This window comes from Deltaproteobacteria bacterium, from assembly GCA_016213065.1.
Lineage (GTDB): Bacteria > UBA10199 > UBA10199 > SPLOWO2-01-44-7 > SPLOWO2-01-44-7 > JACRBV01.
This window is the reverse complement of sequence record JACRBV010000150.1, coordinates 1-21,432: the sequence shown is the minus strand read 5'-3', so window position 1 is coordinate 21,432 and position 21,432 is coordinate 1. Positions and strand designations below refer to the sequence as shown.

Annotated in this window: 22 protein-coding genes and 1 pseudogene; 17 read left to right on the top strand and 6 right to left on the bottom strand. The window is 45.4% G+C overall.

Annotated features, from left to right (window positions below; all coding sequences use genetic code 11):
* Positions 1-30 precede the first annotated feature (30 nt).
* The 3 genes from HY877_09140 to HY877_09130 are packed head-to-tail and all read right to left on the bottom strand — an operon-like array spanning position 31 to position 2,946.
* A complete protein-coding gene (locus HY877_09140; GenBank protein MBI5300435.1) occupies positions 31-594 on the bottom strand; it encodes an aminodeoxychorismate/anthranilate synthase component II in 564 nt (187 codons plus the stop codon).
* A gap of 34 nt (positions 595-628) precedes the next feature.
* On the bottom strand, positions 629-1,324 hold the full coding sequence (locus HY877_09135) for a polyprenol monophosphomannose synthase (protein MBI5300434.1): 696 nt from the start codon (positions 1,322-1,324) through the stop codon (positions 629-631).
* Positions 1,321-2,946, bottom strand: coding sequence for a glycosyltransferase family 39 protein (locus HY877_09130; GenBank protein ID MBI5300433.1), 1,626 nt, complete (start codon positions 2,944-2,946; stop codon positions 1,321-1,323). The genes HY877_09135 and HY877_09130 overlap by 4 nt, the downstream gene beginning before the upstream one ends.
* Positions 2,947-2,976: 30 nt before the next feature.
* Between HY877_09130 and HY877_09125 the strand changes: the two genes are divergently transcribed.
* Entirely contained in the window at positions 2,977-4,545 is a 1,569-nt protein-coding gene (locus tag HY877_09125) for a hypothetical protein (GenBank protein ID MBI5300432.1), read from the top strand.
* Here the strand turns inward: HY877_09125 and HY877_09120 are convergent.
* Positions 4,517-5,422: an ROK family protein gene (locus HY877_09120; protein MBI5300431.1), complete on the bottom strand. Its 906-nt coding sequence runs from the start codon at positions 5,420-5,422 to the stop codon at positions 4,517-4,519. The two genes, HY877_09125 and HY877_09120, sit on opposite strands and share 29 nt — an antisense overlap.
* Before the next feature lie 122 nt (positions 5,423-5,544).
* Here HY877_09120 and HY877_09115 point away from each other — a divergent pair, with 122 nt between their 5' ends.
* Genes HY877_09115 through HY877_09105 form a run of 3 tightly spaced genes read left to right on the top strand, consistent with a single transcriptional unit; the run spans position 5,545 to position 8,505 of the window.
* Positions 5,545-6,276 (top strand): 16S rRNA (uracil(1498)-N(3))-methyltransferase, encoded by a 732-nt coding sequence (locus HY877_09115; protein ID MBI5300430.1) that lies wholly within the window; start codon positions 5,545-5,547, stop codon positions 6,274-6,276.
* Positions 6,273-6,962 (top strand): glycerophosphodiester phosphodiesterase, encoded by a 690-nt coding sequence (locus HY877_09110; protein ID MBI5300429.1) that lies wholly within the window; start codon positions 6,273-6,275, stop codon positions 6,960-6,962. Before HY877_09115 ends, HY877_09110 begins: the two co-directional genes overlap by 4 nt.
* Positions 6,952-8,505: an RDD family protein gene (locus HY877_09105; protein MBI5300428.1), complete on the top strand. Its 1,554-nt coding sequence runs from the start codon at positions 6,952-6,954 to the stop codon at positions 8,503-8,505. The genes HY877_09110 and HY877_09105 overlap by 11 nt, the downstream gene beginning before the upstream one ends.
* Here HY877_09105 and HY877_09100 read toward each other — a convergent pair.
* On the bottom strand, positions 8,502-9,545 hold the full coding sequence (locus HY877_09100; GenBank protein MBI5300427.1) for a Fic family protein: 1,044 nt from the start codon (positions 9,543-9,545) through the stop codon (positions 8,502-8,504). The genes HY877_09105 and HY877_09100 overlap by 4 nt on opposite strands.
* A gap of 115 nt (positions 9,546-9,660) precedes the next feature.
* On the opposite strand from HY877_09100, the gene HY877_09095 reads away from it, so the two are divergent.
* The 3 genes from HY877_09095 (at position 9,661) to nifS (ending at position 13,037) form a co-directional block, all read left to right on the top strand.
* Positions 9,661-10,908: a tetratricopeptide repeat protein gene (locus HY877_09095; protein ID MBI5300426.1), complete on the top strand. Its 1,248-nt coding sequence runs from the start codon at positions 9,661-9,663 to the stop codon at positions 10,906-10,908.
* 148 nt (positions 10,909-11,056) lie between these two features.
* The gene (locus tag HY877_09090) at positions 11,057-11,695 is read left to right on the top strand and encodes a lytic transglycosylase domain-containing protein (protein ID MBI5300425.1); all 639 of its coding nucleotides are present in this window, start codon (positions 11,057-11,059) and stop codon (positions 11,693-11,695) included.
* 202 nt (positions 11,696-11,897) lie between these two features.
* Positions 11,898-13,037: a cysteine desulfurase NifS gene (gene nifS / locus HY877_09085; GenBank protein ID MBI5300424.1), complete on the top strand. Its 1,140-nt coding sequence runs from the start codon at positions 11,898-11,900 to the stop codon at positions 13,035-13,037.
* A 3-nt stretch (positions 13,038-13,040) separates the two neighbouring features.
* Here the strand turns inward: nifS and HY877_09080 are convergent, their stop codons facing one another.
* Entirely contained in the window at positions 13,041-13,286 is a 246-nt protein-coding gene (locus HY877_09080; GenBank protein MBI5300423.1) for a zinc ribbon domain-containing protein, read from the bottom strand.
* 89 nt (positions 13,287-13,375) lie between these two features.
* Between HY877_09080 and rplM the strand changes: the two genes are divergently transcribed.
* From rplM to HY877_09030, 10 genes and pseudogenes are all read left to right on the top strand, one after another.
* Entirely contained in the window at positions 13,376-13,813 is a 438-nt protein-coding gene (gene rplM, locus HY877_09075; protein ID MBI5300422.1) for a 50S ribosomal protein L13, read from the top strand.
* Positions 13,814-13,816: 3 nt separating this feature from the next.
* Positions 13,817-14,218: a 30S ribosomal protein S9 gene (rpsI, locus tag HY877_09070; protein ID MBI5300421.1), complete on the top strand. Its 402-nt coding sequence runs from the start codon at positions 13,817-13,819 to the stop codon at positions 14,216-14,218.
* A 45-nt stretch (positions 14,219-14,263) separates the two neighbouring features.
* Positions 14,264-15,988 (top strand): CTP synthase, encoded by a 1,725-nt coding sequence (locus tag HY877_09065; GenBank protein MBI5300420.1) that lies wholly within the window; start codon positions 14,264-14,266, stop codon positions 15,986-15,988.
* Positions 15,989-16,137: 149 nt separating this feature from the next.
* On the top strand, positions 16,138-17,625 hold the full coding sequence (rpoN, locus tag HY877_09060; GenBank protein MBI5300419.1) for an RNA polymerase factor sigma-54: 1,488 nt from the start codon (positions 16,138-16,140) through the stop codon (positions 17,623-17,625).
* Complete coding sequence (raiA, locus tag HY877_09055) at positions 17,625-17,918, top strand: ribosome-associated translation inhibitor RaiA (GenBank protein ID MBI5300418.1); 294 nt, start codon at positions 17,625-17,627, stop codon at positions 17,916-17,918. The genes rpoN and raiA overlap by 1 nt, the downstream gene beginning before the upstream one ends.
* Positions 17,919-18,049: 131 nt before the next feature.
* Positions 18,050-18,511, top strand: coding sequence for a PTS sugar transporter subunit IIA (locus HY877_09050; protein ID MBI5300417.1), 462 nt, complete (start codon positions 18,050-18,052; stop codon positions 18,509-18,511).
* 1 nt (position 18,512) lies between these two features.
* Positions 18,513-18,899, top strand: a complete 387-nt coding sequence (locus HY877_09045; protein ID MBI5300416.1) for a HEPN domain-containing protein — start codon at positions 18,513-18,515, stop codon at positions 18,897-18,899.
* Entirely contained in the window at positions 18,875-19,201 is a 327-nt protein-coding gene (locus tag HY877_09040) for a nucleotidyltransferase domain-containing protein (protein ID MBI5300415.1), read from the top strand. The genes HY877_09045 and HY877_09040 overlap by 25 nt, the downstream gene beginning before the upstream one ends.
* A gap of 144 nt (positions 19,202-19,345) precedes the next feature.
* The gene (locus HY877_09035) at positions 19,346-20,506 is read left to right on the top strand and encodes a methionine adenosyltransferase (protein ID MBI5300414.1); all 1,161 of its coding nucleotides are present in this window, start codon (positions 19,346-19,348) and stop codon (positions 20,504-20,506) included.
* A gap of 57 nt (positions 20,507-20,563) precedes the next feature.
* Positions 20,564-21,432 (top strand): annotated as a pseudogene (locus HY877_09030) (adenosylhomocysteinase).

Genomic DNA, 21,432 nt, shown 5'->3' with positions numbered 1-21,432 from the left:
AAAAGAAAAAAGAGATCAAGGCGGAATGCGTTAGAACTGGAAAAAATTTTCTAGGAGTTGTTTTCCGGCGGGTGTCAGGATGGATTCGGGGTGGAACTGAATGCCGAAGAGGGGCCATTTTACATGTTCCAGACCCATGATTTCATCGTCTTCGGTGGTGGCGGTAATTTTAAGAAACTCCGGCAATGTTTCTCTTGCCACCGCCAGAGAATGATAGCGCGTCGCTTCAAACGGGCTGTCCATGTTACGAAAAAGACCTTCGTGCTTGTGAAAAATCTTGGATGTTTTTCCATGAACAATTTTTCTGGACGGGATAATCGTGCCGCCAAACGCCATCGCAATGGCTTGATGTCCCAGACAAACTCCCAACAGAGGAATACTTCCCGACACTTTTTGAATGAGCTCCACGCAAATGCCCGCTTCATTCGGTGTTTTTGGGCCCGGAGATAAAATGATATGAGTTGGTTGCAACTTCAGCGCTTCTTCACAAGTGATCTGATCGTTGCGGACAATCTTCACCTCCTGACCAAAATGGGAAACGGCCTGATAAAGATTATAGGTAAACGAATCGTAGTTATCGAGAAGGAGAATCATAAAAAAGACCATGGACTATGGACCATAAAAACATTCACATGAAAAACCGGATTTGTACCAACTTGAATCCGTAGTTCACCATCTGTCGCAAATCACATTTGGAATATCCATGGATGCGGTTGTGAAAATGAATCGGAATTTCCACCATTTTGAATTTGTTTTTCGAAATCCGGTATAAAAGTTCCGCGCCGATTGAATAACCGGTCGAAACAAACCGGTCAAAATTCAGGGAAGCCAAAACTTCTCTGCGATAACATTTATATCCGCCGGAAATATCCCTGATTTTCAAACCCAAAAACCACCGGTTGAAAAAATTGATGACATCACTCAAACGATTGCGAAACCAACTTCGATTTTCGATAACGCCGCCAGAGTAACGGGAACCGACGACCACATCCGTCGAACGAATCGCCTCCAGAAATCTTGGGATATCATTGGGATCGTGCGAAAGATCCGCATCCATCTCCACAATAAAATCGGCACCCATTTTCAGAGCCAGACGAAAACCATCCAGCCCCGCCGTTGCGCGACCACGGACTTGTCTGTGAAGCACATGAATCTTGCCGTATTCTTTGACCAGCCCCTCTGCCACATCCCCCGTTCCATCGGGAGAGTTGTCATCCACCACAATCAAATACACATCGGGAAGATTGAGCGCAAAAATTCTCTGCGCCAGAATCGGGAGATTCTCTTTTTCGTTATAAGTCGGTATGACAATGGCGGTCATCATCTTTGTTTTTTTTCTGACGACTGATTTCTGACAACGGACGACTTTTTCCTGTAAATATCCATTCCGCGAATACTCGCCTCGAAGACATAATTTTTATGAACATATTCGTCCAGCACGGGAAATTTGGACATCGGATACCGCCCATACATTCTGTAATTGGAGGGAGACGTATCAATAATCAACTCCGGTTTATTATTAGATAAATCTTGTGAAAATAATTCCCAAGCCACCGGGAAAATATTGTCGGAGGTATCGTAGTCGATAACTTGGGACGGAGTTTTAAAATCACCCAATAATTTTTTCCAAACGGAGGGAGGGTTAAGTGTTTTGGGATCATATTCCAAACCCGCCGTTTTCGGAGTTCTTCCGGTCAAATAATCCGAGGTGGTAAAACGGGTTGCCATGTTGCGATTCGATGCAACATAAATTTGCGGACAGTAACCCCACACCAAAACGGAGTCTGTGGGCGCACTCCGGTCGCGAATGTAATCCACGACATAAATCCAATAATCCTTGGGAGACTTGATACGAAAAGGTTTGTAAGTGGCGTAGGCCGTGAATCCCGTAACAGGCAGGGAGAACATCAGAATAAAAATGGTGACCCGCCACACCGTTTTTTCGAATGGAAGATGCTTCAGACGCTCAAAAAAATCCACCGCCTGCGCACCCGCCAAAATGGCTAATGGCGGATAGATAATCAGATAGTAATGAAAATACATCCTACCGCCCGCGATGATCGCCAAAAAACCAAAAACGATCCACAAGACAAACAAAAATTCCGGACAATGGAAGGATTTGCGAAAGCCCTTCAGAGCAAAAGCCCAAAGCCCAAATCCGGCAATCCCTATCAAGGTGGTGCGCAGTAAAAGTTTGAGAGTAATGTAGAGCCAGTCGTTTTGCTGGGGTCCCTTGGCATAATGGAGGATATATTGAAAACACTGAACGGCATAAGACCACGCCCCTTTGGCATATAAATAATAAGCCCACGAGGCACAAACAAGCGCCGTCGCAATTAATAGGACGGTCATGGGAAACACAGCGGATCCGCGTTTCTTAATTAAAAGATAAAGACCAAGCGCCGGAAGCAAAACGGCACCCTGATATTTGGACAAAAGTACCAGCCCCATAAAAAGCCCGGCCAAAAAATATTTTTCCCTGACGAAAAAACAGACGCAAAGAGTCATGGGCAGAATCATAATGAGCTCAATATTGGCCGCCAGCATGTCTTGCGGAAGATAGGTGGTTGAAAAAATGGCAAAAAACAGAGCCGCAAAAAGCCCCTTCCTTTGATCGTCGAAAACGGACTTCGCCGTAAAATAAATGGCGATGCAGGTGCCTGCTACCACAAAAAAAGTCGCCACATGCACCCACCAAATGGAATCGCTGAGCTCCGGCGTCGGAATAAGAACCATGACCAGAGCATAAAAATAATAAAGCAGAGGCGGTTGGTAGATCATGTAATCACGGTACGGAAGTCCACCCTGCGTGAGAATTTTGGCGGCAAGGACAACTTCATTCTCATCAATATTAACAAAATTAACGAGCAAAGAAGGAATGCGCAGTGCACAACCGACAAAAATAATGGCAAGAAGATAGAGGAAAATTCTCTTTTTGGAACTCACTGGGCTGTGATAAAGGAAACCACTCGTAAAATGCAACCCAATTTTAAAAAATGGCTTTGGCCTACCCTCTTTCTTGCGCTTGTTTTTGGTTTTCTAATTTTCTGGCGGCTTGATCGTTTCAGTCTTTGGCACGATGAGGCCGATCTTTCGCTGTTATCAAAATCCGTTTTGCAAAATGGACTCCCGCTTGCGCTCGTAGATGGAAAATTTATCACTCAATGGAACGGGGCGGAATCGACCTCCCACTATCTTTGGTTTTTCGACACGGCACCTTTTTTGTACTTGCGTGCGGCCAGTTTTAAATTGTTCGGCGTCAATGCTTGGGCCGCCCGTTTTCCCTTTGCTCTTCTGGGTTTTCTCTCGATCGTTCCTCTCGGTTTTCTTTTTTGGCGATGGACACGAAATGCCGCAGTGACGTGGCTTTCCCTCTTTCTGTTTGCTTTTAATCCGTGGGTTTTACTTTATATTCGCCAATCCAAAACCTATCCGATCAATTTTTTTGGGATCGGCCTTCTGCTCCTTGGCTTTCTGAATTGGGAAGAAAAGAAAAAAGGAACTCTGCTTTATGCTGTTGGTCTGATTCTGCTTTTTCACGCCAATTATTTCATCTGTTTCTTAAGTTTGGGAGGACTTGCCCTTTACACCCTTTTCTTTGCTGAAGGAAAAGAAATCAAAATCCGCGCGCTCCTCACAACAATCGTTACCGTGGCCCTTTTCTGTCTCCCCTTTTTCCTCATCGGTTCTTTTGAAACACGCACCAACATGATGACGCACTTTCCAACGGTGGTTCAATATTTCAAAAAGTTTGGAACCCATCTCTTTTATTTCAACCGGCAGATTGTTCCTCTTATTCTGGTTTTTGTCTGGATTTATTGGTGGAGGACTTCCCAATGGTTTCTTGTTCAGAAGAAAACGCTTCTTCTGATCACCTGTATCGTTTTGGTCGGATGGTTTGGTGTTCCCATTCTTAATTTCGACGTTCTGCGATACGGCTTTCAGCTCTTTCCTCTTCTCTGTTTTTTGATGGCCGTCACTCTTCTACAAATTTACAAGAAAAACAAAATCGCTGGAGTCCTCTCGTTTGTGATTTTATGGGGAACCGGCCTCTTCCAAAGTTTTACGCTAATCAAACCGGAATGGCCCGCAATGAAAAATTATTATTTGAAAGAATATGCGGATCCCATCCAGATCATCCCCAAAATGGTGGCAGAAAAATGGAAGCCGGGTGAGTATGTTTATCTAAATAGCAGTCAACATGTCTGGCAGTTTTATTCGGACATTCCTTTGGCTTATATTGCAGAGCCTGAAAAAATTTCTCCAAAGGTTCCTCCTCTGGAAAAAAGATGGACCGACAGACAAGTCATTAGGTGGTGGATTGGTCCGGACCGGGTTGGCTTGGCTGAGGGACCGCATATCTCGGAAGAAGAAATAAAAAAAGAATGGGAGGCGGAGGGTCACGCTTATGAAATCATCGATACGCAAATCCCCGTGCTTAACTGGGATCTCAACTCCCCCATTCGCTACAAACATTTTCTGGAGCGCTTCGGAGACAGACCACCCCATGAAGAGACTATTCAACTTTTGCACCGGTTGAAATAGATGAGGTAAAAACAGCATGGGCGGCACCGAGCAGGTTTCCATCTCCGTCCAACGTGGATTGCAGGATGACGACTCGTTGGGCGAGATGATTGTAGGTGTTTTGACGCACTGCTTTTTTGCACGCCTCCATAAAATGGGGAAAAGCTTTGGCAATGCCACCGGCCAAAACATAATTTTCTATTCCGGTGATGCTGGCCAGATTGGCAATACCCACTCCAAGATATTTTCCAAACGTTTCCCAGAATTTTTTCGCTTCAAAATCGCCCGCAAGTGCCTGATCCGACAATTTTTCAGCCGTTGTTTCTTTAGGGACAGCTCCCGAAGAGGCATAGACCTCCCAACAACCTTTGTTCCCACACGCACACGCACGCCCACCCACTTCAATCACCATATGTCCCACTTCGCCCGCAAAACCTTGCGCGCCTTGCCAAAGCTTTCGATTCAAAACGAGCCCGCCTCCAATCCCCGTTCCCAATGTCAGCATAATAAAGGAGTCGAGATTCTTCGCCGTCCCCCGCCAAAGCTCTCCCAACGTAGCCATGTTGGCATCATTGTCGAAAAAAATCGGGCATGAAAATTTCTCCGAAAGAATTTTTGAAACGGGCACATCACGCCAAGAAGGAAAATGGGGAAGCTGATGGATCATCCCCTCTTTTTTGTTGCAGATGCCCGGAAGTCCCAATCCGATGCCGGACAAAGAATTCAAATGCGTGCCTGCGACGTTCTCAATTAAATTTGTCAAACGATTGAAAAATGGAAGCGGATCCCGATGAACTCCCACGGGTTCACTTTTTTTGGCGAGCAAACGACCCGATTCGTCGATCAGACCAACCCGGATATTCGTTCCACCAACATCCGCTCCAATTGCATAACGCATATTGTGACAGCGCTTAACATATGATAAGGAAAATTAAAAAGCAAAAAGCAAAAATTTTTTATTTTAATTTTTTTGATATGTGTTTTTAGTTTTTGATATTTGATTTTTGATTTCTAAAAAATATGGCCCAATTTTTAATCACCCCTGATGCCGTCACCGACGGCACTGTCACGCTCCATGGGGATGAAGCCAAGCATCTCGTCAAAGTTCTGCGCCACAAAGTGGGAGACACTCTTTTTTTGAGCGACGGCAAAAACCAATACAAGGCAAAAATCACCGACATCGGTTTTAAAGAGGCTTCGTTAAAAATTCTGGAACAACACGCGTTTGTTCAAAAAGCAAAACCGCCGACGCTTGCTATCTCCTTATTAAAACACGATCACTTCGAACTCGTTTTGCAAAAAGGCGTAGAGTTAGGCGTTGTGGAATTTCTCCCGTTTATTTCGGAGAGAACCATTCCCCACTATCATGAATCCGCAACGCCCAAAAAACTCGAACGTTTTCAAAAAATTGCCCGGGAAGCCGCCAAGCAATCGGGCGGTGTCGTCATTCCCAAAGTTCATGCGTTGCGGACTTGGCAGTCCCTGCTCCAAAATCTGAAAGATTTTTCGGACACGCTTCTTTTTTGGGAAGAGGAAGAAGAGGCCCACACATTTCATTCGATTTTCAAGGGGATCGATTCCTCCCAACTGCTGTTGGTAGTGGGGCCGGAGGGGGGATTTACTAAAGCAGAAGTGATGCAAGCGGAAAAAGCCGGCGCAAAAAGGGCAAGTCTCGGCCAACAGATTTTGAAATGCGAAACCGCGGCCCTTGTAACGATCACCTTATGCCAGTATGAACTGGGGAATATATGAAAATTTTTGCTCATCGCGGAGCTTCGGGGGAAGCCGCTGAAAATTCTCTCGAGGCAATTCAGAAGGCGATCGAAATCGGCGTAGATGGAATTGAGTTTGACTGCCTCCTCACCAAAGACAAAGTTCCTGTCGTCACTCACTATGATGATCTCCGCGTTCTTTTTAAGATCGAAGGATTTGTGCACGACAAGAATTGGCACGAGCTGGAACCTTTGGGAATACCAACGCTGACGGCGGTGCTGGAACAAATCAAACCCTCTTCTGTGTTGGCCATTTTCGATATCAAATCACAACCGAACCTCATGGAATCCTCTCCTTATATTGTTGCGGGACTGGCGCAAGAGATTCTCCCCTCCCACCGGATTCTCCTCACTTCCTTTTACTGGAGACATTTACGCACACTGAAAAAATTTTTTCCACGTCTGGAGCGGAGTTTGATTATCAGCAAAAGTGCTTTTAAACTTGTTCCTTTGGCGATTTTTGATAAATTCCTCGGGGTTCGGGCCATTCATCCTCTTATGACATGGCTCACACCAGAGTTGGTGCAAAAGTGGCATAAGAGGGGATTTAAAGTTCACGCATGGGTAGCCAATACGGCTGAAGAATTGAAACGATGTGAGGCATTAAAGGTCGACGGCGTTTTCACCGACAACGCCCGTTTCGCAAGAGAAGAATATGGCCGATGAAAATCAAACAAATCCGGACGACGCAACCGAGTTGGTCTCTCCCGAAGAATTGAAAGAGTCGGAGGAGGGATTTACAAATACCCTCGCAAAATGGGAAGCCGAAGATAAAGAAGAAGAGGAAGTGACTCCCATTTCGCAGATCGGGTTTCGCGTTGCTTCTCTTAGAGATCGCATGGCTTCGGGTCTTTTTGATTTTCTTGTCCTGTTTTACATCTACTTCGGCGCTCTATTGGGCTACAACTACATCATCTGGCGGGAGTTTCTGCGGCCCTTTCCGGCGCAAAGCAATCACGTTACTATTTTTCACGCCATTTTCCTTCTCTTTTGTTTTTTGTATTTTTTCATCAGCGAAGGAGTTTTTTTTACAAGTTTGGGGAAATTTTTCAGCAGACTTTCGGTCATCAAAAAAAATGGGGAATCCCCTTCGCTGTTTGCCATCATCCTGCGCAATTTTTTCAGACCTTTGGATTATCTCTTTCTGATTTTGCCGACGTGGATTCTTCTGGAAAAGTTGAAACTGCGACAGCGCATTGGGGATATTATTGCCGGAACAACGGTCCAGCAACACCGGCGCGCCCCCTCACAACACTTCACAATCTTCGGCAATACCGCTTCCGCCACCGTTCGCTTGATTACCGGCAGTATTGATCTTCTTTTCAGCGCCGCATGGATCGGCGGAATTTGTCTTTTGATCGACTATCAAAGACCCATCTTCAGTTTTCTCGTGATCCTCCTGCTTCCTCTTTTCTATCTACTCTGGCACGTTACTTGGGAAACTCTTTTTAACACAACCCTCGGTCAATGGATTTTCGGTTGTCAACTTTCACAGGAAGAGGGAGCCCCTGTCGGTTTCACGGAAGTCATGCTTCGTTCCTTTTTTAAACTGTTCGACACAAACCCGCTCGGTTGGGCGATTCTTTATTTATCCTCACACAATCAAAAACCATCCGATTTTGTCGCGGGAACTTTTGTGGTTTATGCGAAACGCTCGTGGAAAGTGGCAATCGGTGTTGTGATTTCTATTGCCGTCATTGCGGGTGTCTGGGCGGTGGGACTCACCAATCCAAGAAATTATCTCTCCCCTTTCTTTAAAATCGATTTTATTCCAAAAATTTTCACAATCCGAGTGGGAGGAAGAGCAGGATTGGCCCCGGTTCCCGGAGTTGCTCAAAATCTTTTCATCAGGCGATTTTCTTATGTCCTGCCCGACCGGACAACTCTGCGCCCAAGCGCCGAATACAAACCGGGCGAGACCATTTATTTTTCGTTTGATGTTACAGGTTTTACCGTGCGCAATAACGAAGCGTGGATTCAGGAAGATTTAACGGTTCAATATCCCGACAACGCGGTTGGCTTTAAGCAGGAAAACATTGTCGACTTCCATCAAATGCTTAAAAATCCCGAGATCCCTTTGGAAATTGTAAACACCCTTGCCCTCCCCCCAAACGCCCAACCCGGCCACTATACACTAGTCCTCATCCTCCACGACCGCTTCTCCGACCACCATCTAACAGAGCAAAGAACTTTCCTCGTGGCTCCTTAATTTTTTTTCCACTTGGCTCCGCGGCCCGCACCGGTTGATTGCAGTTTTCCATCGTGGCGCAATTTATTCAGAATAATCCGGATCATGTCTCTCCCAACCGACGGGCAGGCCCGTTCAACATCGGAAATACCAAAAGTCGAAGGCATGTTTTCCACGGCGGATTCAATCAGATTCGTCTTTGCCCCGCGCCCTTTGGTTATCATCCCAACCCGATCTTCCAGTTCCCGATACGCCATGATCAATGTAGATAAAAAATATTCCCACCATGGTTTTATGTCGTGTCTGCCTTCATGCCAATGTTGCGAGGAGCGATGCAAAACATCGTAATAAGATATCTTGGCATTCTCGATGATTCTTTCCAAACTGATATAGCGCGCAACTTCGTATCCCGCTTTGTGCAGAAGCAAAACAGTTAGCAGGCGGGATATGCGACCATTCCCGTCCATGAAAGGATGGATGCAAAGAAAATCCAGAATAATGGATGGAATGAGAATCAGCTTGCTGATTTTCCCTTCACTCCAATGTCGCTGAAATATTTTACAGGATTCTTCCATGTAATAGGGCGTCTCCTGCGAGGATACGGGAACAAATCTCGTGACCCAACGTCCCTCCGGCAATTTTTCCTCAATCGTATTGTCTCTCTGTTTCCAAATGCCCGCAGGAATTCCCGATGCCTTAAGCATATCCTCATGAAATTTTAGAATGGTTTTTGGCGTTAAATCTATCGAGTCAAATTGAATATGGATTTTTTCCAACACATTTCTGTAACCGATAATTTCCGCTTCGGATCTGTCTTTGGGTTTGCTGTGTTGCAACAGGATGGCTTTGAGTCGTTCGGGAACAACCGTGATTCCCTCTATTCTGTTGGAAGATTCGGAACTTTGTACTATGGCGGCCTGTTTTAAGGTTTCCAGAACCTGCGGCGTTTGCTTCGTATACAGGTCCTGTTTGCCCTTATATTCACCCAATGTTTGCATCATTTGACCCAAACCTATTGGTAGAGCATTTAACTCCAAGTAAGCGATATTCAACGATTTCATAACCCCTCCTCTTTCTATTACCACATTTATTACCACATTCTGTGTTTTATTACTACATTGTTTTTTTAGGATCGGGTAACAACTTTCGCGGGGAGATTGCCGATAATAAGAATGTATGGTGAACGTTGCTAAATTCTGGATTGAAGGGGTTTTAACCGTGGCCTATCCCGATTTCTCGAAGACGGGAGGAATCGATCTGGATGGCAACGGCGTCATTGAAGGCAATGAAGTTTTTGGGGATCTCAACGGTAACGGAATAGTCGGAGACCGTGATGATTACAAAACCTATCTTCGCAACAACCGCCCTGCTCTCTCCGCAAAAATTCCTTTTCTGAAGTGGGGCGAAAGACTCTCTGTTGACAACCGGATTCATCAACTCATGTATTGGTTGTCCGACTTGCATTCCGATGCGTTGATGCAATCGGCCTATCTTTTTATCGCAGATCGCGTCGCGGATGCCAATAAAACTCTTGGACCGCAACATCATTTACCACCGGAACAGGAATCACCTATTTATTATCAACTAATAAAAGGAGCCGGAATCGTTTTTGAAAGTCAAAAGGATCCTTCATTAATCACCAACATAGCCAGCAGACAACTGGATTGCGACACATCGAGTTTTGTTGCCATGGCAATGGGAGATGAGCGGGGAGTGACCCTACAAGCAGTGAAGGCTCCAGAACATCTTTTTTTAAGAGGAAAAAGAGAAGATGGCGGAGAATTTAATGTTGATTTTGGCGATTTGACATCTAACGAAGAATATCTCCGCCCCCCTTATAACGTCACTCCGGAACAAATTCAAAATGAGGTCTATCTTCAAACCTTGGATGACAAACAATTAGAAAACGAATTCCTAATCATGCGTGGTATTGTTCTCGGAGAACTGAACCGAAACAAAGAAGCCTTGGCTGCTTATGATCGAGCCATTGCCATCGATCCAAATTTTGCCTCTGCCCATTCCAACCGTGGTAATGCTCTCTCAGAACTTGGCCGAAACAAAGAAGCCTTGGCTGCTTATGACCGAGCCATTGCCATCGATCCAAATTTTACCTTAGCCCATTCCAACCGTGGTGTTGTTCTCAGAGAACTGAACCGAAACAAAGAAGCCTTGGCTACTTATGACCGAGCCATTGCCATCGACCCAAATTTTGCCTTTGCCCATTTCAACCGTGGTAATGCTCTCTCAGGACTTGGCCGAAACAAAGAAGCCTTGGATGCTTATGATCGAGCCATTGCCATCGATCCAAATTTTGCCTCTGCCCATTTCAACCGTGGTAATGCTCTCTCAGGACTTGGCCGACGTGAAGAAGCTTTGGCGGCTTTTAAAAGGGCCCACGAACTGGATCTTCGCCCCCACTTTTAAGCCTCCGCATCCGCTTCTGGTGGAATAATATTTGACTTTTCCCCGGACGCAACTTTACCCCTCTTTAAAGCCGATAATAGTAATGGAGGTCGATGTGTTTTAATGGCTTGTCTTTGAGGGACCAAAAACTTTATAATTTGAATGAGTTATGAATAATCCTGTGAACAATAAGAAGATTTCGGAGCATATGCTGGCTTTTTTTGAGGCGCAGAAGAACCTTAAAAAGTCGGACAAGGGTTTTAACAAGCTCCTCCATAATAAAGTAAACGTCGCCAAACCAATTCACAATATCCCTCATCACCGCGCCAAACCCCAGAGCATTACAATGGGGCAAGCGCAAAAATTGGCCAAATATGCGCCCATCATTCGCGATTGCGCGCAGAGACATAACATTCCCGTGGAGCTGATTTGCGGAGTGATTTTGCAAGAGTCGGGCGGAAATGTTCGCGCTCACTCCCCTGCCGGAGCCAAAGGACTGATGCAACTGATGCCGCAAACGGCCCGCCGTTTCGGCGTTACAAATTCTTTCGATCCACGCCAAAATATCGAAGGGGGAACGAAATATCTCCGATGGCTCTTCGATCATTTCAAAGGAAATGTGGAGCTAACTCTCGCTGGCTATAACGCCGGAGAACACAATGTCGAAAAACACGGGATGCGCATCCCCCCTTTTCGCGAAACCCAAAATTATGTCCCCAGTGTTTTGGGCTACGCACTGGCAATGGTCCAAATGTTACGCCAACCCCAAGGTCAAACCGTCCCACCGCCCAACGCAAAATTGGCATAGACGAAATTAAAATTAAAAATCAAAAAGCAAAAAGCAAAAATTAAAAACACAAACCAAAAAGCAAAAATTTTTTATTTTTGATTTGTGTTTTTGATATTTAATCTTTGGTTTTTTATTTTAATTTTGGTCTGTGTTTTTAATTTTTGCTTTTTGATTTTTAATTTTAAAGTCTATTGACAGCCCCGCACTGAGCGTATAGCTCATGCCCGTGATTTATCTCGATAATAACGCCACAACCAAACCGCATCCTGATGTTTTGTCAGCCCTGCTTCCTTTTTATACCGAACTGTGGGGCAATCCTTCCAGCATTCACCATTTTGGATCTCAGGTTACAAAACATGTTGACCACGCCCGCGACCAGGTCGCGCGCCTCATTGGGGCGCAAAAATCCAATGAAATTATTTTCACGAGCGGCGGAACCGAAGCGAACAATCTGGCCATTCGCGGCGCATTACAAGCCAATCCCAAAAAACGACACATTATTACAACACAAGTAGAACATTCCTCCGTTTCGTCTCTCTGTCACGAACTCGAGAAAGAAAATTTCAAAATCACTTATCTTCCCGTTCAATCCTCCGGAGCCCTTCATCTGGAAGATCTTAAAAAAGCGATACGAAGCGACACCGCCCTTGTGTCCATTATGTGGGCGAACAATGAAACCGGGGTTCTTTTTCCCGTCGAAGAAATCGCAAAAATTTGTGAGGAAAATAAAATTCCGTTTCATTCGGATGCCATTCAAGCTGTCGGAAAAATTCCTGTCGATTTGCAAAAGGCGCGCGTTTCTCTGTTGACTCTCGCGGGACACAAACTTCACGCACCCAAAGGCGTTGGAGCGCTTTATGTCCGTCGCGGTACACAGATCAAGGCGCAACTTGTTGGCGGAAGCCAAGAGCGAAGCCGAAGAGCGGGCACCGAAAATGTGGCCGGCATTATCGGACTGGGAAAAGCCTGCGAACTTTCCCAGAAGCGTCTGGCCCAAAATGGTTGTCAAACAAGCGAATTGCGAAATTCTTTTGAAACTCATCTTAAAGATAAATTTGGATTTGTTCAGATTAACGGAAAAGAAGGACCACGCCTTCCAAACACGTCCAGTATTACTTTTGAGGGATTGGATGCCGAAACAATTTGCCTCTTATTGAATGAAGAAGCGATCGCTGTTTCCACCGGTTCCGCTTGCAGTGCCGGCTCACTTGATCCTTCCCATGTTTTAAAAGCGATGGGGTTTTCTCAAAAGAGATCCAAAGGAACGGTCCGGTTTTCTTTGAGCTTTGAAACAACCAATGAAGAGATCAATCAAACCATCACCGTTTTGGAAAAAGTCCTCCGTCGCCTGAAAAAATAAGATTTATTTCCCAGATTTTTCCGGTTTTTTTAGGGGGGTCGAGGGTGTGGTTTTTTCAGAAGTTTTTTCGGAGGAGGTATAACCATCTTTATACCATCCCCCACCTTTGAGTTGAAAACCGGAAAGCGAGAACTTCTTCTCCAATTTTCCCCCGCAGGCAGGACAAATCGTCAAAAGAGGTTCATTTATCTTTTGAATGATTTCGTGGTGTTTGCCACAAGCAACACAACCATATTCGTAAATAGGCATGGCGGGGATATATACAGCCAACAGAGATTGTCAAGGAGGCGGGAATAGCATTTGACTTCATTTTGCTTTTTGTCTATGAGCACCCCCTCATGTCAAAACAACAAAAAACATTTACGTTGAAATCCGGAGAGGTACAGCGCCAGTGGTGGATCATTGATCTGGAAGGAAAAACACTGGGCCGCGCCGCCACCAAGATTGCCGATGTTTTGCGCGGCAAGAACAGAGCCACCTACACACCCAATGTTGATGGTGGAGATTTTGTGGTTGCCATCAATGCCGACAAAATCAATCTCACCGGCAAAAAATGGGACGACAAAATTTATTACCGCCATACGGGATTTCCCGGAGGCATCAAACAACACACTGCCAAAGAATTGCAGGTAAGACACCCAGAAGCTATTTTGAAAAAAGCAGTCAAAGGAATGCTCCCGAAAAACTTTTTGGCCGACAAATTAATTCAAAAATTAAAAGTCTATGAGGGAGACTGCCACCCACATACCGCTCAAAACCCAACTCCGTTAAAATAATTTATGACAACAAAAGCGAAAAAAGAATTTACAGCGACTGGAAGACGTAAAACCGCTATTGCACGTGTCCGCCTCCTTCCCGGCACCGGCGAAATCAATGTAAACGGTAAGGGTCTTACCCAATATTTTGGTCATGAAAGTTTTCAGTTGGCTGTCCAACAGCCTTTTAATGTCACTGGCACTGAAGGCAAATACAATGTCAGCGCCATCTTGGTTGGCGGAGGCATTTCCGGACAGGCAGAAGCATTGCAACATGGCATCTCCAGAGCCCTCATTGACATGAATCCCGATCTGCGCAAGCCGCTCAAAGTCTCCAGCCTTTTGACCCGGGACCCCAGAGAAAAAGAACGCCGCAAAGTGGGATGCAGAAAAGCACGCAAACGCCCACAATATTCGAAACGTTAAAAAAATGGACGATGGACCATTGACCGTGGACCATGGACCGTGTTAATGACATTTCCCGTGCCGCCCAATCAAAAAACAAAATTCATTTTTGTCACGGGGGGAGTGGTCTCTTCGCTGGGCAAGGGCATTGCCGCCGCATCCATTGGCGCCCTGCTTGAAAACCGCGGTCTTAAAATCACACTCCAAAAATTCGATCCTTACATCAATGTTGATCCCGGAACCATGAATCCCTTCCAACACGGAGAGGTCTTTGTTACCGACGACGGTTCCGAAACAGACCTTGATCTGGGTCATTATGAACGCTTCACCAGCGCCAAAATGACACGGCGAAACAATTTCACGACCGGCAAAATCTACGACACCGTTATCCAGAAAGAGAGACACGGCGATTATCTGGGTCACACTGTTCAGGTCATCCCCCATATCACCGATGAAATCAAAGCCTCTATTATGAAAGTTGCGGGCGGAGTGGATTTGGTCCTTATTGAAATTGGTGGAACGGTCGGGGATATTGAAAGTCTTCCTTTTCTGGAAGCCATCCGCCAATTCAAAACCGATGTCGGAGAAGAAAATGTGCTTTATGCCCATGTCACACTGGTTCCCCACATCGATGCCGCCGGAGAATTAAAAACAAAACCCACGCAACACAGCGTTCAAAAATTAAGAGAGATTGGTATTCAGCCCGACATTCTTTTATGCAGAACCGACCGCGATCTTTCAAAAGAAATCCGCGCCAAGATTTCGCTGTTCTGCAACCTTCCCGCCAATTGCGTATTCTCTGCCAAAGATGCAAAAAGTATTTACGAAGTCCCTCTCAATTTTCACGAGGAAGGGGTGGACGAAAAAATTGTCGAACTCCTGAATATCTGGACGCGCACACCCGACCTTAAAGAATGGAAAACCCTCACCGAAAATATCCGCAACCCTCAAGGAGAGGTGCACATTGCCGTTGTGGGAAAATATGTGCACCTGAAAGATTCCTATAAAAGTTTAAACGAAGCTCTGTGTCATGCCGGATTTGCAAATAAGGTGCGCGTTTGTCTTGATTACATTGATTCCGAAATGATTGATGAAAAAGCATCGTGGGAAACGTTAACAAAAGCTCACGCCATTTTGGTTCCCGGTGGTTTTGGAGAAAGAGGCATTGAGGGAAAAATCAAGACGATCCGTTACGCCAGAGAAAATAAAATTCCCTTCTTCGGTATTTGTCTCGGCATGCAACTCGCCGTAATTGAAATCGCAAGAGATTTATGCAAACTGGAAGGCGCCAACAGCACCGAATTTGATCCCAAAACACCCTACCCCGTCATCGATATCATGACGGAACAAAAAGCGGTTCTCAACAAAGGTGCAACCATGCGTCTGGGGTCTTATCCCTGCAATATTGAAAAAGGGACAAAGGCTTTGGAAGCTTATGAAGAAAAAGAAATCAACGAAAGGCACAGGCATCGTTACGAATTCAACAACCAATTCACAAAAAATTTATCTGACGCAGGACTCAAAATTTCAGGAGTTTGTCCCACGACGAATCTTGTTGAAATCATGGAACTGACCGATCACCCATGGTTTTTGGGGTGTCAATTTCACCCCGAATACCGTTCCAAACCGATGAATGCCCATCCCCTCTTTTCCCATTTTATTCAAGCAGGACTTGCTTTTGCCAAGAGGCGGAACTGGACAAACCAAAAAACCGGAGAACCCAAAGTCGTCTCGAGACAGGCATCACCTATCGCAAAAATCAAGAAAAAAAGTTTCTCTGACAGGGCTTGAGAAGATTGACTTATGTTTCATTTCCACTCTATCATTGGGTTGCCTTGATTGGCGTAATTGCTTTTGCAAGTGTCATCCTGAGCGGAGCGAAGGATCTCCCGATTGGATTCTTCGCCTGCGGCTCAGAATGACGTGCTCTGGAGTTTGTTATGGCTCTTGAAATCAAACAAAGCATGAAGCTCTCACAGCAACTGGTTGTAACCCCCCAGTTGCAACAAGCAATCAAACTATTACAACTCTCCCGTCTTGAATTAGCCAATCTCGTCCAAAAAGAACTCGTTGAAAACCCGTGTCTTGAAGAAGAAGATGAGGAAAGCGAAACACAAAAATTGCAGGCGGAAGATGAATCCCACGGCGAACAACTTGAAAAAGCAAAAGAAGAAGATAAGGGACACGAACATCTCTCCGACGAAATCGGAAATAAAGACGGCGAATTAAAAGAACCGGCCAATTTCGATTGGGAAAATTATATTGAAAGCAATAATATCCCCTCCTACACCTTTGAACGCAAAACAGATGGAGACGATCTCCCCACCTACGAAAACACCCTCACAAGAACAGAGACACTTCAAGATCACCTTTTCTGGCAGTTGGGTCTTTCCGGTTTGAAGGGAATCGAGGCAAACATTGCCGAGGAGATTCTTGGCAACATCAATGAAGACGGTTATCTTCAGGCAACCGTTCAGGAAATTGCTGAAAGAACCCACGCGACAAAAGAACAAGTAGAGGCTTGCCTCAAAAAAGTTCAAACTTTCGACCCCATCGGCGTTGCCGCCCGAGATTTAAAAGAATGTCTTCTTTTGCAATGTGCCCACATGGGCGGCGACGAGGCAAAACTTTTAACGAAAATTATTGAGAATCACATGGGAGATTTGGAGCGACACGATTACAGACAAATATCAAAAACATTGGGCATCTCGTTTGAACATGTTCAGGAAATTGCGAAAGTCATTCATCAGCTTGATCCAAAACCGGGTCGAGCCTACTCCAATGCGGAACCGCAATACATCACTCCGGATGTTCATGTGCAAAAAATGGGAAAAGAATATGTCGTTTTCCTCAACGATGATGGACTTCCCAAACTAACTGTCAGTCCGCTTTATCGACGCGCCATCATGGCGGGAGAAACCGTGGGCAATCAGGCCAAGGAATATATTCAGGACAAATTGCGCCAAGCCTTGTGGCTCATCAAAAGCATTCACCAACGCCAACGCACTTTATATAGGGTAACAAAAAGTATCGTCAAATTTCAGAAGGAATTTTTCGACAAAGGGACAACGTCTCTTAAACCAATGGTTCTAAAAGATGTCGCAGAAGATATCGGCATGCATGAATCCACCATCAGCCGTGTGACCACCAACAAATATGTTCATACGCCACGCGGTATTTTTGAACTCAAATATTTTTTCAATTCCAGCCTTGGAAATAACGAAGGAGAAGGGATTGCTTCTGAAGTGGTCAAAAACCATCTCCAAAAATTGATCGCCCAAGAGTCGCCTCAGAAACCTTTGAGCGATCAGGAAATAACAACCATTTTAAAAACCCAACATCATGTTGACATTGCAAGGCGAACTGTGGCCAAATACCGCGAAGTTTTGGGGATACTCCCCTCCTCCAGAAGAAAGAGGCAAATCTAATGGAAACAACATTCACGTTCCGCAACATCAACGCAAGCGATGCTCTCAAAACCCACACGTTGGACAAATTAACCAAACTCGGAAAATATCTTGTTAAGCCAACTCAAGCCCACATTATTTTCGGCGTGGAGCGTTTCAATCATGTGGTCGAGGTAACTCTTAACGCCAATGGCATCCAATATATCAGCCATGAGAAGAGCGAAGACATGTATACCTCCATCGACAAAGCCGTGGCAAAATTGGAACGCCAGCTCAAAAAATACAAAGAACGCCTCAAAGAACATAAATCCTGAAAAAAGCGGTCAGCAATCAGCGGTCAGCTTTCAGCTTTGAAATAATTAAATTTTCATTTTAAAAAGCTGTTGCCTTTATTTGTCTTTTTAGACTAGACTCCCGCCCCCAAAAGGAAACACATTCTTTTTTCATGAAACTTGCAGACACTTTATCGAAAGATTTGATTTTGCCCGACTTGGTTTCCCAAAACAAAGTCGACTGCCTGATGGAATTTGCTCAGGCCGCCGCGAAGGCTTATCCGGAATTAAAAAAAGATGATATCGCCCATGTCCTGCTGGAAAGGGAAAAACTCGGCTCCACAGGAATACAAGACGGCATCGCCATCCCTCATGGCAAAATGAAACAACTTTCAAAAATCATCATGATTTTTGGACGCAGTTTGAAGGGAATTGATTTTCAAGCCTACGACAACAAACCAACCCATCTCTATTTTGTATTATTGGCTCCGGAAGATGCCACGACGGAACATCTCAAATTGCTGGCCCGCCTTTCCCGATTACTCAAAAGCCCAACCTTAAGAGAGAAAATGCTCAAAGCCGAAGACGCCTTGGCCCTCTACAAAATTCTGTGCGACGAAGACGAAAAAATCTAAAATGGATTCATTGACACGACAGTGGGTTGAACGGGCGGAGTATGATTTGAAGAGCATTTCTCACGTCCTCAAAGGCGGGCGATACTTGTACGTTGCGTTTATGTGTCAGCAGTCGCTTGAAAAAATGTTGAAAGCCGTTGTAGCATCACATGGCAAAGCGCCGCCATTTGTTCACAATCTTGTGCGCTTGGCCCAAGATGCACAATGTTATGATGAGATGAGCGAAGAGTTTCGTGTGCTACTGGCTGATTTGAATCCATATTATATCAAAGCACGTTATGGAGAATACAAGCAGGCTTTATCCAAAGTTTGCACAGGCCTAAAGGCAAAGTTTTTTTTTAAAAAAACACAGGAACTGTCAAAATGGTTAAAACAAAAAATCAAGTAATAAGTATCGTTCGCCGGTATGTAGGGGAGGTTGCAAAACAGTATAAAGTCAGCAAGGTGATATTGTTTGGCTCCTATGCCACAGGCTCTGCCAAGTCGCATAGTGATATTGATCTCGTAATCGTGTCACCCGATTTTCGCAAGAAATCTGAAATGGAAATTCTTGAAAATTTGTCACGTATAGCGGCCAAGGTTTCACCATTGTTAGAGGTTTTGGCAATGACTCCGGAGGATCTTAAATCGCCCGATCCCCGTTCCTTTTCCTATCAGGTAAAGCGTACAGGTCTGTCAATTGCCGCATAAGTAATTTTTAAAAATTTTAAAATCTAATTTAAAGTTGACAGGGACTTCCGACCCCGATAGGCAATCCGTCTATTGCAAAGGCTGTTTTCTACTATCCAAAATTATTTGAAACGGCTTTTTTATCAATCAGGGAGGAGGCCCCTAATGAGCAGTCGTTATCTTTTCAGTTCCGAGTCGGTCACAGAAGGACATCCCGACAAAGTTGCAGACCAGATTTCAGACGCGGTACTTGATGCCATCCTGGCGCAGGATCAAAAAGCTAGGGTTGCGTGTGAAACGTTAGTCACAACAGGACTGGCTTTAATTGCCGGCGAAGTTACCACCAATTGTTATGTCGACATTCCCGCCGTGGCACGAAAAACAATTCAGGAAATTGGTTACACCGATGCCGCTTACGGATTTGATTATCAAACCTGCGGTGTTTTGGTAACACTCGACAAACAATCTCTGGATATTGCCCAAGGTGTTAACGAAGGAGAAGGACTTTTTAAAGAACAAGGTGCGGGAGATCAGGGTTTGATGTTTGGTTTCGCCTGCAATGAAACTCCCGAACTCATGCCGGCTCCCATCACATGGGCTCACAAAATCACACGCCGTTTGTCTGAGGCAAGAAAGAGCAAAGCGCTCCCCTTCCTCCGACCAGACGGCAAATCACAAGTCACAGTCCGTTATGAAAACAACAAACCGGTCGCCATTGAAACGGTGGTTGTTTCCACACAGCACAGCCCGGATGTTTCTTACGATGATCTGAAAGAAGGAATTCTCTCGGAGGTTATCAAAAAATCTCTTCCGCTCGAACTTCTGGACAAAAATACAACCTATCTTATCAACCCCACGGGTCGCTTTGTTGTTGGGGGCCCACAGGGAGATTGCGGACTGACCGGTCGCAAAATCATTGTCGATACCTACGGCGGTATGAGCGCCCACGGCGGCGGCGCCTTCTCCGGAAAAGATCCTAGCAAGGTGGACAGAACCGCCTGCTACATGGCCCGCTACATCGCAAAAAATATCGTGGCCGCGGGAATTGCGGAGCGTTGCCAAGTTCAACTGGCCTACGCCATCGGTTATGCCGATCCTATTTCCCTTTATGTCACAACATTCAACACCTCCAAAACTCCGGAGGATAAAATTGCGACAGCCGTTCGTGAAATCTTCCCATTGAAACCGGCCGGAATGATCCGTCATCTGGATTTGCTGAAACCCATTTACAGGCAAACGGCCTCGTTTGGACATTTTGGCAGACCCGAATTCACATGGGAAAAAACAGACAAAATTAACGATTTACGCCGCTTATGCGGACTTTAAAAAGGACCATGGACTATGGACCATGGACTACGGACTAAAAGAAAGAGAGCAAAAAAAATGGCGCACTATGACATTAAAAATCCACAGTTGGCGAATGATGGCAAAAATCGCATTGAATGGGCATCCCAGACAATGCCGGTGTTGACTCAAATCAAACAGCGTTTCGAAAAAGAAAAACCGCTGAAAAATTTGAGATTGGCGGCCTGCCTTCATGTCACCACAGAGACCGCTTATTTAATGCAAACTCTCAAAGCGGGTGGTGCCGAAATTGTGTTGTGTGCCTCCAACCCTTTGAGTACGCAAGACGAAGTCGCCGCATCGTTGGCTGTCAACGACAATATTCCCGTGTTTGCCATCAAAGGTGAAGACGACCAGACCTACTATCGCCACATCATGGCGTGTCTGGAGTTCAATCCGAAAATGACTATGGATGACGGCGCCGATGTTGTTTCCACCATTCACTCCAAAAAACCGGAACTCATTGCAAACATCATCGGTGGCACCGAAGAAACGACAACCGGTGTCATTCGCCTCACACAAATGGCGAAGGAAAAGGTTTTGAAATATCCCATCATTGCCGTGAACGACGCCCAGACAAAACATTTTTTTGATAACCGTTACGGTACGGGCCAAAGCACACTCGATGGAATTGTTCGCGCAACAAACCGTTTGCTGGGGGGAACCACTTTCGTGGTCGCTGGTTACGGTTGGTGTGGACGCGGGCTCGCCATGCGCGCGCATGGCGCCGGTGCCAACGTCATCGTCACCGAAATCAATCCATTGAAAGCTCTGTAAGCATTGATGGACGGTTTACGCGTCATGACCATTACCGAGGCCGCCCCTCTTTGTGATTTTTTCTGCTCCGTAACCGGAAACATACACGTAATCCGCAAAGAACATTTCGAAAAAATGAAAGATGGCGCCAT